Below are 12,388 nucleotides of genomic sequence, written 5' to 3' on the forward strand. Positions count from 1 at the left end.
TATCAGCTCACCAGTCCGAACGTGACCGAGATGGGGACGATGGCGAACCCCAAGACGACGATGAGGGCGACGGCCAGGCCGATCGCCTGGGTGCGCTTGCGCCACTTCGAGTCCGGGCCCGCGATGGTCTGCACGGCCGACCAGATGCCGTGGCGCAGGTGGAAGAACAGGGCGAAGAGGGCCAGCAGGTAGAACACGGTGACCGGCCAGCGCTCGGGGCTGAACGTGGCGATGACCGCGCCGTAGGCGTCGGGCGTGTCCTTGACGGGGTTGACCGTGCGGAAGGTCAGGTCCAACAGGTGCCAGATGATGAAGAGGAAGACGACGACGGCGCCCCAGCGCATGGTGGCGACGGCGTGGCGCGATTCGCCCTTGGCGGGCTTCTTGGACGCGTAGCGCACGGGGCGGGCGGCCAGGGCGCGGCGGGTGAGGACGACTGCGGACCAGATGTGGACGGCGGCGCAGGCGATGAGGCCGATGCGCAGGACCCAGAGGATGCTCTCGTGGGGCAGCAGGGGCTGTCCGAGGGTGCGCAGGCCGTGGGCGTACTCGTTCATCTCCTCGCGGCCCTCGAACACGTGCAGGTTGCCGGCCATGTGGGCGACGAGGAAGAGCACGAGGAGGATGCCGGAGGCGGCCATGGCGATCTTGAGGCCGATGTTGGAACGCCAGGGCGCCTGGGGCGCTCGGGTGCGTTTGTCCGGCCTTGCGGCGGGGCGTGATTGCAGATCCGTAGACACGTCCAGAGGCTAGACGCGATGGGGCTCACGGGTCCAATTCATGGCGGGTCCGTATTCCATGCCGTTACGTTATGAAGATGCGTCCGCAGCAACTTGAGGCCTTTCTCGCTGTCGCACAAACCCGGCATTTCACCCATGCGGCGGAAGAACTGGGTGTGACACAACCGTCATTGAGCAAGCAGATCCAGGCGCTCGAAACCGAGCTCGGCGCGCCGCTGTTCACGCGTGCGCGGGGCCGGATCGAGTTGACGGACGCGGGCCAGACGCTGCTGCCGCACGCGCGGCGGATCACGACCGCGGTGACGGCGGCGCGGTCGGACATCGACGACGTGCTGGCGGTGCGGGCGGGGCACCTGCGGCTGGGGGCGACGCCGAGTCTGTGCTCGTGGCTGATCGCGCCGCTCCTGACCCGGTACCTGGAGGCGCATCCGGGGGTGACGGTGACGTTGACCGAGGACGGTTCGGGGCCGTTGACGGACCGGTTGACCGCCGGGGACCTCGATCTGGCGTTCACGATCGGCGACAAGGCCGACGCGACCGGGTTGACGGTGCAGCCGCTGCTGTCGGAGGCCCTGGTGGTGGCGTCGGCGGCGCATCTGCCGCCGTTGACGCGGCAGGGGTTCATCGGGTTGGCGCAGTTGCGGGAGCAGGCGTTCGTGCTGCCCGCGCACGGCTACGACCTGCGGGACCTGACGATCACGACGTGCGAGCGGGCGGGGTTCTCGCCGCGCACGGGCGTGGACGGGGGCGCGACCGACGCGGTGGCGTCGCTGGTGGAGGCGGGGCTGGGGATCGCGTTGCTGCCGGCGATGATCGCGGCCGGGCGGCCGGGCCTGCGGGCGACCCCCCTCGCCCCGCCGGGGGCGAGTCGCACGATCGCGCTCGCGGCCAGGCGGGAGGCGCCGTTGACGAAGGCCGCGGGGGCGTTCGCCGAGTCCCTGGAGTCGCATTTGACGGACCTGCACGCCTGGGGTCGGCTCCCACAGGGCATGCAGGCCCTTTGAGTCACTTGAACGTGTCGCGGTCGAACATGGCGGCGATCTGGCGGGCCGAAGGGGTGCCGGCGTCGGGGTCGGCGCCGGCGTCGAGGAGCACGGTGACGACGTCGCCGAAGTTCTTGAAGACCGCGCCGGCCAGCGGGGACTGCTCGCGGTCGTTGCGTTTGTCCACATCGGCGCCGGCCTTGATGAGGGCGCGGGCGGTGTCGGCGTGCCCGTGATAAGCGGCCAGCATCAGCAGGGAGGCGCCTGAGCCGTTGACCAGGTCGACGGGGAGTCCGGTTTCGACGAAGCGGAGCAGCCGCTCGGTCTCGCCGGTGCGGGCCAGGTCGAATGCGGCCTCGGCAATGTCGTTGAATTCCTTCTCGTCGCTCACGCCCACCAGCTTGACACACCCGAACAGGTGACGCGTCCGATCGGTGCGGCGCTCCGCAATGGATCGATTCTGGTGGAGTTCACCCTCGCAGGTGTCGGATCGGGTATTGACACGGCTGCGCAGGGGTGGGAAAGATTGATGCGGGACCGCGGCCGCGTCGCTGACACTTCGATGCCGCGCCGCCCGACAACGGTGGGACACAAACGGTGAGGACTCGGGCATGAGCGAGCCGAAAATCCTAGGGCAGTTCCAATTGGAACATCGCACTATCCAAGTGAGCGGGGACGACGGCAACGCCGGGACGGTCTGGCTCCGTCGCGTCCATCCCGATCCGCCCATGGCGCTCGGCTGCGTGGTCGAGCTCGATTCCTCGACACCGCGGTTGCGGTTGTACCGGGCCGAGTGGCCTGATGCGCTGCGGGAGACGGCGAAGGAGCAGACGCTCGCGATCTGGCGGGCCTCGCGCGGCTGACCTGCGCGCTCAGCGGAGGACGGCGGCGACGCCGGCGGCTTTCGCTTCGGCTTCGGCCACTTCCGCTTCGGGTTCGGAGCGCCAGGTGATGCCGCCGCCGGACCAGATGTGGGCGTGGTCGGCGTCGAGGGCGACGGTGCGGATGGTGACGCCCAATGCCACCGTGTCGCCGCTGATGTAGCCGAACGCGCCCATGGCGGGGCCGCGGCCGACCGGCTCCAGGCCGCCGACGAGGTCGAGGACGGCGAGTTTCGGTGCGCCGGTGACCGACCCGGGCGGGCACATGGCCCGCAGGAGGTCGGCGAAGCCGGTCCCGGGTTCGAGGTCGGCGGTGACGGTGGATTCGGCCTGCCACAGGTCGGCCCAGCGGCCGATGTGGAACAGGTCCTTGACCTTGACGGAGCCCGGGACGGCGACTTGGGCGAGGTCGTTGCGTTCGAGGTCGACGATCATGACGTGTTCGGCGCGTTCTTTGACCGAGTCCAGCAGCGCCGCCCGTCCTTCCTCTGTGGCCGGTGCGGTGCCTTTGATCGGGTAGGTCGCGGCGCTGACCCGGTCGGCGGTGAGGAAGCATTCGGGTGAGCCGGAGGCGACGAGCCAGTCCTCGCCGGAGAGGATGCCGCCCCAGGTGGCGCCGGTGACGCCGGCGGCTGCGGCGGCGAGTGCGGCGGGGTCGCCGGACCAGGCGGCGCGGCGGTGGCCCACGACGTTGGCCACGTACACCTGGCCGCGGGCGATGGCTTCTTGGACGGCGACGATCGCTTTGGCGTGGTCTTCTGGCGACCAGGAGGCCTGCCAGGGCCCGACGGTGAACGCCCCGAAGGGTTCGGGTTCGGGTGCGGGGCCGTGCGCGTAGGCGACGAGCGCGAGGTCGGGGACGGCGGGGACCGGACTCGGTGCGCCGGTGGCGCCGCCGACCATGACGGCCCCGGCTGCCGCGGAGATGAGCACGGCCACCCCGCACGGCGAACCGTCGTCAGCGCTGTGGGGGCCGGTGTGGCGGGCGGTGAACGCCGCGGCGAGCGCGGCGGGATCGCCGCCGTCGCCGATGCGCCATTCGAGGCGGTCGACTTCGACCAGCCGCGCCTGGCACGCCGGATCCGCGCCCGGAGGGGCGGGGCGGACGGCGCGGAAGATCGACATGCGTCAAGTGTCGCGCAGACGGACCGGAGGGCCCGAAATCTGTGGCTCACTTCACGTGGTTCAGGAGCCGCCGATCGCTTCGAGGACGCCGCCGTCGGCCGGCGCTGCGATGTAGGCGCCGCCGGTGGCCGTGGCGAGGGTCGTGAGATTCGCGGGGTCGGTCTCGCCGAACCCGACCGTGTACACCGTGGTGGACCCGCCGAGCCCGGTGAGCGCGGTGGCGGTCTCTTCGGCCGTCCCGCTGCTCGACTGGTCCTGGCTGCTGTTGGTGAGCACCACGATCACGTTCAAGGCGCCGTCGGCGGACTGCTCGTTCATGTACGTGTAGGCCGCCACGAGCGTGTCGTACAGGGGCGCACTGCCTTCGTAGCTGTTCTCGGAGGCCGCCAGGAGGTCCTGGATCAGGCCGTCGCGGTTGTCGTCGGACAGCTCCGCCATGTCGGTGACCTCGCGGTAGGGCTGGTCGCCGTCGGCGCCGACGCCGTACTCCCACATCCCCGCCTGATAGGTCGGGTCCATGCCTTCGACGGTGTCGACGGCGGCGCGCACTGCGGCATCCCCGGCGGTGAGGGATTCGCCGCCGTATTCGACCGTTTCGCTGTCGCTGGTCGCGGACCGGTCGATCAGGAACAGGACGTGCAGGGCCTCGCGGCCGACATTCCAGGATTTCACCGTCGCACCGACGGTGTCCGGGGTGGTCTGGGCCAGCGCGGCCGCGGGGTCCTCGACCGCTTGGAGTTCGGAGTCCTCGAACGCCCCGGAGTCGACGGCGGTCTTGAGGTGATCGCCGAACGCTTCGGCGATGGCGGCATCCGAATCGGAGACCCAGCCGCCGCCGAGGACGAGGTAGGTCGCGACGGCGTCCACGCTGGGGCCGGCGGGGGTGATCGGCACGAGGGGGTCGGCGGGCTCGTTCACGGTGTTGAAGTCCTCGACTTGGTAGTCCAGGGCGGTGATCACCTGGGTGGGGTCGGGGTCGGTGTTGTAGGCCTCGAGTTGTTCGTCGGCGTCGGGCAGGACGGTGCCGGCCGCGATCGCGCCGTTCCAGGCGGCCATGGCGTCCTCGGAGAAGCCGCCCGCGCCGTCACCGGTGGCGTTGAGCATCGAGACGAGGCCTTCGGTCGAGGCGCGGGGGTCGGCGGCGGCGAGCGCGACGGTGCCGTTCTGCGCGGCCGTGAGCACGTCGGTCCAGGCCGGTGGCGTGGCGTCCCAGCCGAGTTCGGCCGCTTTCGAGGCCGGGACGGCCAGCACTGAGGCGGCTTTGCCGAGGACGAGCGGGTCGGCGGCGACGTATCCGGCGGTGGCGTCGTCGGCGGCCTTCCAGGACACCCAGGCCTGCGAGTCGGGGACCCACGCGATCGGGAGCGGCCCCAACACCTTCTCATCCCAGCCCCCGCTGATCCCCCGCGACGCGTCGGCGGCCGTGACCTCGCGGATCTCCGCGCCGATGCACTGCCCGTTGGAGGCCTCGGGCTCGGTGGCCTCCCATTCCAGGGCGGCGTCTTCGAGGGTGCCGAAGACGCTCGGTGCGACCGCGATGCTCACCCGGTACACCGCCCCGGAGCAGCCCGCCCGCATGAGCGCCACGAAGCCCCAGGTCAGACCGGCCGCGACCAGTACGCACACCAGAGTGATCACGATCCAGGGGGCCACCACCATGCGGTTGCCGCCCTTTTTGCGGCGCCGCCCGAGACGGTGCGTCTTCACCTTGTGCGTGGTACCGAAAACCATCAGCTTCACTCCTGGGGGGATCGTCGGCGCCCAGTGTAAAGCCCTTAGATCAGGCCCCGCCCACTGTGGTGAGCGGGGCCCGCGTTCGGCTACTCCCCGAAGGCCTCGATCGGCGGGCACGTGCACGCCAGGTTCCGGTCTCCCCACGCATTGTCGATGCGACCCACCGGCGGCCAGTATTTTGCGGTACCGACGCCGGCGGGCCAGGCCGCTTCGGTCCGCGTGTAGGCCCGGTCCCAGGCGTCGGCGGTGGCGACGGCGGCGGTGTGCGGGGCGGCGCGCAGCGCCGAGTCCTCCACCGCGACTTCACCGTCCGCGACCGCTTCGATCTCGCCGCGGATGGCGATCATCGCTTCGCAGAACCGGTCGAGTTCGGCCAGGTCCTCGGATTCGGTCGGCTCCACCATGAGGGTCCCGGCGACCGGGAACGACATGGTCGGGGCGTGGAACCCGTAGTCGATCAGACGCTTGGCCACGTCTTCCACCGTGACGCCGGACCGCTTCGTCAACTCCCGGAGGTCCAGGATGCATTCGTGCGCGACGAGGCCGTGCGATCCGGCGTACAGCACCGGGTAGTGCTCGCGCAGCCGCGCGGCCACGTAGTTCGCGGCCAGGACGGCCGCGGCCGTCGCCGCGGTGACGCCGGCGGAGCCCATCATCCGCAGGTACATCCACGGGATCTGCAGGATCCCGGCCGATCCCCACCGCGCCTGCGAGACAGGGCCGACCGGGCCCGGTGCGGCCGCCATCGGGTCGGAGGGCAGGAACGGCACCAAGTGCTCGGCGACCGCGACCGGGCCGACACCGGGGCCGCCGCCGCCGTGCGGGATGCAGAACGTCTTGTGCAGGTTCAGGTGCGACACGTCGGCGCCGAACCGGCCGGGCTTGGCCCAGCCCAGGAGCGCGTTCAGGTTGGCGCCGTCGACGTACACCTGCCCGCCGGCGTCGTGGATCTTCGCGCACACCTCGACGATCGTGGCCTCGTACACCCCGTGCGTGGACGGGTAGGTGACCATGATCGCCGCGAGCCGGTCGGCGTGGGCGTTGATCTTGGCGTCGAGGTCGGTCAGGTCGATGTTCCCGGCGTCGTCGCAGGCGACGACGACCACGCGCATGCCGGCGAGGACGGCGGAGGCGGCGTTGGTGCCGTGGGCGCTGGCGGGGATGAGGCAGACGTCGCGGTCGGTTTCGCCTCGGTCGTGCTGCCAGGCGCGGATGGCGAGGAGTCCGGCGAGTTCGCCTTGGGATCCGGCGTTGGGTTGGACGGAGACGGCGGCGTAGCCGCAGACGTCGGCGAGCCAGCGTTCGAGCTGGTCGATGAGGAGTTGCCAGCCGCGGGTCTGGTCGGCGGGGGCGAGTGGGTGGATGTCGGCGAAACGGGGCCAGGAGATGGGTTCCATCTCGGCGGCGGCGTTGAGTTTCATGGTGCAGGAGCCGAGCGGGATCATGCCGCGGTCGAGGCCGTAGTCCATGTCGGCGAGGCGTTTGAGGTAGCGCATCATCGCGGTCTCGGAGTGGTGCGACGAGAACACGGGGTGGGTCAGGTACGCCGATTCGCGTCGCAGTGCCGCCGGGATGGCGTTGGGGCCCGGCCCGTAGAGGCGGACGCCGAAGGCGTCGCAGACGATCCGCAGGTCGGCTTCGGTGGTGGTCTCGTCGCAGGCGATGGCGATGGTGCGGTCGCTCGCGCGGCGGAGGTTGACGCCGCCCGCGGCGGCGGTGGCGATGACGGTGTCGGTGCGGTCGCCGGCGCTGACGATGACGGTGTCGAAGAAGTCCTGTTCGAGGACGGCGACGCCGTCGGCCATGAGGGACGCGGCGAGGCGCGCGGCGCAGCCGGCGGCGTGCTCGGCGATGCCGCGCAGGCCTTCGGGGCCGTGCCAGACGGCGTAGGAGGCGGCGATGACGGCCGGGAGCACTTGGGCGGTGCAGATGTTGCTGGTGGCCTTCTCGCGGCGGATGTGCTGCTCTCGGGCTTGCAGGGCGAGGCGCAGGGCGGGGGCGTCGGCGGAGTCGCGGGAGACGCCGACCAGGCGCCCGGGCAGTTGCCGCTGGAGGGCGTCGCGGACGGCCATGTATCCGGCGTGGGGTCCGCCGAAGCCCATGGGCATGCCGAGGCGCTGGGTGGAGCCGACGGCGATGTCGGCGCCGAATTCGCCGGGGGCTGTCAGGAGGGTGAGGGCGAGGAGGTCGGCGGCGACGGCGACGATCGCGCCCTGCTGGTGGGCGGCTTCGGTGACGGCGGTCCAGTCCAGGATCGATCCGTCGGCGCCGGGGTATTGCAGGAGGACGCCGAAGGCGCCGGCCGGGACGGGTTCGGTGGCGAGGTCGGTGACGACGAGGTCGATGCCGAGCGGTTCGGCGCGGGTCTGGAGGACGGCGAGGGTCTGCGGGAGGACGCGGGCGTCGACGGCGAACACGTCGCCCGTGGTCTTCTTAGCGGCACGCCTGGCGAGGAGCATGGCTTCGGCGGCGGCGGTGGCCTCGTCGAGGAGGCTGGCGCCGGCGACGGGCAGGCCGGTGAGGTCGGCGCACATGGTCTGGAAGTTCAGGAGCGCTTCGAGGCGGCCCTGGGAGATCTCGGCCTGGTAGGGCGTGTACGCGGTGTACCAGGAGGGGTTCTCCAGGACGTTGCGGCGGATGACGGCCGGGGTGTGGGTGCCGTAGTAGCCGAGGCCGATCATGTTGCGCATGGGCCGGTTCTGGGCGGCGAGTGCGGCGAGTTCGGCCTGGGCCTCGGTCTCGGTGACCGCCTGCGGGAGCCCGAGTCCGTCCCTGGAGCGGATGAGGGCGGGCATGCAGGCGTCCATGAGCGCGTCGAGGCTGGGTTGGCCGACGGCTTTGAGCATGGCGTCCTGATCGGCGGTGCTGGTGCCGATGTGGCGGGCGGCGAAGGAATGGTCGGTCACGGTACCTCCGGTGACATGGGACGACACGGGCATCCCCTCGTCTGTCACCGACCGTATTGCACCGGCTTCAGAGCGGCCTGTGCCTGGCGGTCCTGGTACCTGAGAGTTTGAAGTGAGGGTCTTGCCCCTTCGGTGCCGTGGCGCGTGTGGCCCACGGTCTCTCCCGCCCGGTTTTGCGGCTCTGCGGCCATGGTAGGTCAGGAAGCGGTGCGTCGGCGACCGGGCACGGTCCCGGTGTGGCGTCCCTGCGTCTGCTCGGGCGGGTGGAGGCGGGTCGGTGCCTTGACCGGGGCTTCCCCGGGGAGGGTGGCGAGGCGGCCCATGACTTCGGTGACCGTGGTGCGCACGGCGATGCCGAAGACGCCTTGGCCGCCGCGCAGCAGGTCGATGACCTCGCCGGCGGAGCGGCATTCGTAGACCGTCGAGCCGTCGGACATGAGGGTGATCTCGGCGAGGTCTTTCACGCCGCGGCTGCGGAGGGCCTCGACGGCTTTGCGGATGTTCTGGAGGGAGACGCCGGCGTCCAGGAGCCGCTTGATGACCTTGAGGACGATGATGTCCCTGAAGGAGTAAAGGCGGTTCGACCCCGAGCCGGAGGCGCGGCGGATGCTCGGTTCGACCAGTCCGGTGCGGGCCCAGTAGTCGAGCTGGCGGTAGGAGATGCCGACGACCCGGCAGGCGGCGGAGCCTCGCCAGCCGCGAATCTGGCTGGGGGGCACGGCGGGTCGGCTCGTGGGTTCGGTGTGGGCGTCCATGGCTTCCTCCGCTCGGCCTTGTTTTGAAGGTGAGCGTAACCGCCGCACCCTCCACCATGGGCTGAACGAGAGAAATGCTCGGGCAGGTCGCGGGGGTTATTGGCTCTCGCCGAAGTCCTCGGGCGTGACCTCTTCGAGGAACTCGCGGAACTTCTCCACTTCGTCCTCTTGGGTGTCGGGCAGGACCACGCCGGCCTCGTCGAGGACGGCGTCGGCGCACCAGATCGGGGCCTCGGCCCGCAGCGCGATCGCGATCGCGTCGGAGGAGCGGGAGGAGACGCGCGTGCGGCCGTCGAGGACGAGCTCGGCGAAGTACACGGTGTCGCGCAGTTCGGTGATCTCGACCGAGGTGAGGGTGACGTCGAGGGCGTCCAGGACGTCGCGCATGAGGTCGTGGGTGAGCGGACGGGAGAGCTGCACGTCCTGCTGCTGGTAGGCGATGGCGGCGGCCTCGACCGTGCCGATCCAGATCGGCAGGTACCGGTTGCCGTCGGTCTCTTTGAGCAGGACCACCGGCTGATTGCTCGGGAGTTCCACGCGGACCCCGACTACGGTCATCATCCGCACCGGTTCGCCTCCAACGGGTGCCGTGTTCCTGAATCGGACCCGCACCGGGTTGACCCCGGGCGGGTCCTTGAGACTTTCAGCCTACTCGTCATCGGCGTCCGCTGGGCGATCGCCGGGGGTGGAGAGCGGGCAGGGTCAGGCCACGGCCAGTTTGGGGCCGCTGACGAACACGAGGCGGAACTTGCCGATCTGGACCTCGTCGCCATTGCCGAGTCCAGCGGTCTCCACGCGTTCGCGGTTGACATACGTGCCGTTGAGGCTGCCGACGTCGCGGACGGTGAAACCGGACGCGTCGCGGTGGAATTCGGCGTGGCGCCGCGAGACGGTCACGTCGTCGAGGAAGATATCGGAATCAGGATGCCGCCCGGAAGTCGTTACCTCCTGGTTGAGCAGGAAGCGCGCACCGGCATTCGGTCCACGGCGCACGAGCAGCAACGCGGTTCCCGCCGGCAGGGAGCTCGCCAGGTTCGCGGCGTTCATCTCCGCGTCGACCTCGCCGCTCTCTTGGAGAGCGGACAAGTTCATCGTGGCCGTCACATCCGGCGGAGGGAACTCGTCATTCGAACGCGTCATGGATTGCCACCTTCTACAAGTCTGGACCCTCTGGTCACTCCGTAAGCTTCGCATACGCACCGGCGTCGAGCAAAGCAGTGAGCGCGCCGGCATCCTCGACTTCGATGTCGAACATCCAGCCCGCCGCATAGGGGTCGCTGTTCACCAATTCCGGAGATTCCGACAATTCATCATTGCGTGCAAGAATCTTACCGGTCAACGGAGCGTACACGTCGGAGACGCTCTTGGTCGACTCGACTTCGCCGACCACGTCACCTGCCCGAACCTCGGTGCCTGCTTCCGGAAGCTGGACGTATACGACGTCACCGAGCGCGTTCTGCGCGAATTCGGTGATGCCGATGCGCACGACATTGCCGTCGCGCTCCTCGACCCACTCGTGCTCCGCGGTGTAACGCATTTGCTCCGGAATCACCTGGCGCTCCCCTCATGGAAACCCCGCCACTTTGAGCGGGTCGGACGATCATGACCGTATCGCCCGGGCACCGGGCTCGTGCGGCGGGGCCGCGGCTCGTGACGATCCCCCCGGCCGCTCACGCGGCGACGGTCGGCTGCGGACGCCCCTCGCGCAGCAGCCCGGCCGCCTGCCGGAGGTAGACCAGGGCCGCGAGCCAGTACAAGCCCAGACCCCACCACGCCAGCGCCCACCCGAACGGCGCGGCCCAGGCCTCGGCGTCGTCCACCAGACCGGCTATGACCAGCACCGGGAACGACATGAACACGATCGTCGTGGCGCACTTGCCGAGGAAATGCACCTGCGGCGGCGCGAACCCGTGCCAGCGCAGGACGATCACGATCGACACCAGCAGCGCCTCCCGGGCGAGCACGGCGAGCGTGAACAGCCACGGCAGCAGCCCGATGAACGTGAGCACCAGCAGCGAGCTGAGGATGTAGAGCCGGTCCACGAACGGGTCGAGCAGGCGCCCGAGCTTGGAGACCTGGTTGAGGCGCCGCGCGAGCTGCCCGTCGACCCAGTCGGTGCCGCCGCCCACGGCCAGGACGATCGCGGCCTGCCAGTAGTACTGGGTGGCCAGCAGGAGGTAGCAGAACAGCGGAATGCCGAGCAGGCGGACGGCCGTGACGAGGTTCGGCCACGTCCACACGCCCCAGCCTTGGGGCGGCGCTGCTGCTGCTGGCTTGCTCAAGGCGGTCCTCTCGGCGGGGCCCGTGTCTCATCGAGACTCGTGTCGTTCAGGACCTCAAGTCTCGCGACGAAGGCGTGCCCTGGGTCGGTCTCCTCTTGCCCGCCGGCGCGGCGAGCGGATCGTATGCGGTTCGGTTCGGTGGGTGTACATGGATTCTAACCGCAGGCTCCGACACCTGTATCCCGTAATTTCAGGCACGCCTCCAGGGCCGATGAACCCGGTCGGGTCCGATCGGCCGAGCTGGGAGCGACCACCGTCAGTCCTCAAGAGAGCCACAGGGTGCGCACCGGACCCCGAAAACGTGACAGGAAACAACCCCGAGCCGGTCCTCGCGGATCGGCTCGGGGGCGCTGCACAACGACAAAAGGGGCGCTAGCGGCCGCGGCCCTCCGCTTCCACGCGCGCGATCCGGCGCCGCCGCACCGCCACCGCGGCACCGATCAGGCACCCGCTCATCGGCACCACCAACAACCACAGCGCCCACGCGCACGCCGCCAGAACCGCCACACCGCCCAGAAGGATCCCCGTACCGGACACGTCCTCCCGCGTCTCAGCGAGCGCCACGGACCACAGCGAACGCCACCGCTCCCCCACCGCCCAGGCAGCGGCCGCCCGCAGCAGCACCGTCACCGCCACACCGGCGACAATGACCGTGGCCAGAGCGAACCCCGCGCGCCCCGGCACACCCTCCTGGGCGAGCACGACCAGATTGAGCGCCAACAGCACCGCCGCACCGACCAAGACCAGCCCGGCCCGCCACGACTGCCGCCACGCGACCCGGAAGTCCGCCCAGAACCCGCCCCAGCCCGCCGCGTCACCATCGACATAGGCCGCCACATGCCTCGAAGAAGCCGCCAGCGCCGCCGGGATCGTCACCACCGGCAGCGCCGCCAGAGCGAACCACACACCCGTCAGCAGGCACTCGGCCAGGAGCGCGAACCCCTCACCGAACGCCTGCCTCCTGCGAGCCACGGACGCCACG

The 12,388-nt window shown here is 70.2% G+C and carries 13 protein-coding genes and 1 riboswitch; of the genes, 2 read left to right on the forward strand and 11 right to left on the reverse strand.

All coding sequences use genetic code 11. The features are described 5' to 3' along the window. Positions 1 to 2: 2 nt before the first annotated feature. Positions 3 to 740 (reverse strand): succinate dehydrogenase cytochrome b subunit, encoded by a 738-nt coding sequence (locus tag ACFO8M_RS16450; RefSeq protein WP_387977522.1) that lies wholly within the window; start codon positions 738 to 740, stop codon positions 3 to 5. A 77-nt stretch (positions 741 to 817) separates the two neighbouring features. On the opposite strand from ACFO8M_RS16450, the gene ACFO8M_RS16455 reads away from it, so the two are divergent. Beyond that, complete coding sequence (locus ACFO8M_RS16455) at positions 818 to 1,744, forward strand: LysR family transcriptional regulator (protein ID WP_387977524.1); 927 nt, start codon at positions 818 to 820, stop codon at positions 1,742 to 1,744. 1 nt (position 1,745) lies between these two features. On the opposite strand, the gene ACFO8M_RS16460 is transcribed toward ACFO8M_RS16455, so the two are convergent. Continuing rightward, complete coding sequence (locus ACFO8M_RS16460; RefSeq protein ID WP_387977526.1) at positions 1,746 to 2,120, reverse strand: ankyrin repeat domain-containing protein; 375 nt, start codon at positions 2,118 to 2,120, stop codon at positions 1,746 to 1,748. A 214-nt stretch (positions 2,121 to 2,334) separates the two neighbouring features. Between ACFO8M_RS16460 and ACFO8M_RS16465 the strand changes: the two genes are divergently transcribed. After that, entirely contained in the window at positions 2,335 to 2,586 is a 252-nt protein-coding gene (locus tag ACFO8M_RS16465) for a hypothetical protein (protein ID WP_387977528.1), read from the forward strand. Positions 2,587 to 2,595: 9 nt separating this feature from the next. On the opposite strand, the gene ACFO8M_RS16470 is transcribed toward ACFO8M_RS16465, so the two are convergent. From ACFO8M_RS16470 to ACFO8M_RS16510, 9 genes are all read right to left on the reverse strand, one after another. Continuing rightward, a complete protein-coding gene (locus tag ACFO8M_RS16470) occupies positions 2,596 to 3,729 on the reverse strand; it encodes a chorismate-binding protein (protein WP_387977530.1) in 1,134 nt (377 codons plus the stop codon). A 60-nt stretch (positions 3,730 to 3,789) separates the two neighbouring features. Beyond that, positions 3,790 to 5,460 carry a VWA domain-containing protein gene (locus ACFO8M_RS16475; RefSeq protein WP_387977532.1) on the reverse strand — a complete coding sequence of 557 codons (1,671 nt, stop codon included), beginning with the start codon at positions 5,458 to 5,460 and terminating at the stop codon, positions 3,790 to 3,792. A gap of 89 nt (positions 5,461 to 5,549) precedes the next feature. Beyond that, positions 5,550 to 8,369, reverse strand: a complete 2,820-nt coding sequence (gcvP, locus tag ACFO8M_RS16480) for an aminomethyl-transferring glycine dehydrogenase (RefSeq protein WP_387977533.1) — start codon at positions 8,367 to 8,369, stop codon at positions 5,550 to 5,552. Between the two features lie 77 nt (positions 8,370 to 8,446). After that, a riboswitch (glycine riboswitch) is annotated at positions 8,447 to 8,545 on the reverse strand. 21 nt (positions 8,546 to 8,566) lie between these two features. Further along, positions 8,567 to 9,124, reverse strand: a complete 558-nt coding sequence (locus tag ACFO8M_RS16485; RefSeq protein WP_387977535.1) for a MerR family transcriptional regulator — start codon at positions 9,122 to 9,124, stop codon at positions 8,567 to 8,569. Positions 9,125 to 9,220: 96 nt separating this feature from the next. Continuing rightward, positions 9,221 to 9,691 (reverse strand): bifunctional nuclease family protein, encoded by a 471-nt coding sequence (locus ACFO8M_RS16490; protein WP_387977537.1) that lies wholly within the window; start codon positions 9,689 to 9,691, stop codon positions 9,221 to 9,223. 135 nt (positions 9,692 to 9,826) lie between these two features. Further along, entirely contained in the window at positions 9,827 to 10,264 is a 438-nt protein-coding gene (locus ACFO8M_RS16495; protein ID WP_387977539.1) for an FHA domain-containing protein, read from the reverse strand. 34 nt (positions 10,265 to 10,298) lie between these two features. Next, the gene (gene gcvH / locus ACFO8M_RS16500) at positions 10,299 to 10,676 is read right to left on the reverse strand and encodes a glycine cleavage system protein GcvH (protein WP_387977541.1); all 378 of its coding nucleotides are present in this window, start codon (positions 10,674 to 10,676) and stop codon (positions 10,299 to 10,301) included. 118 nt (positions 10,677 to 10,794) lie between these two features. Further along, positions 10,795 to 11,406 carry a CDP-alcohol phosphatidyltransferase family protein gene (locus tag ACFO8M_RS16505; RefSeq protein WP_387977543.1) on the reverse strand — a complete coding sequence of 204 codons (612 nt, stop codon included), beginning with the start codon at positions 11,404 to 11,406 and terminating at the stop codon, positions 10,795 to 10,797. A gap of 372 nt (positions 11,407 to 11,778) precedes the next feature. Continuing rightward, positions 11,779 to 12,378, reverse strand: coding sequence for a DUF624 domain-containing protein (locus ACFO8M_RS16510; RefSeq protein ID WP_387977545.1), 600 nt, complete (start codon positions 12,376 to 12,378; stop codon positions 11,779 to 11,781). Positions 12,379 to 12,388 lie beyond the last annotated feature (10 nt).

It is taken from the genome of Glycomyces rhizosphaerae (genome assembly GCF_042647865.1).
Taxonomy (GTDB): Bacteria; Actinomycetota; Actinomycetes; order Mycobacteriales; family Micromonosporaceae; genus Glycomyces; species Glycomyces rhizosphaerae.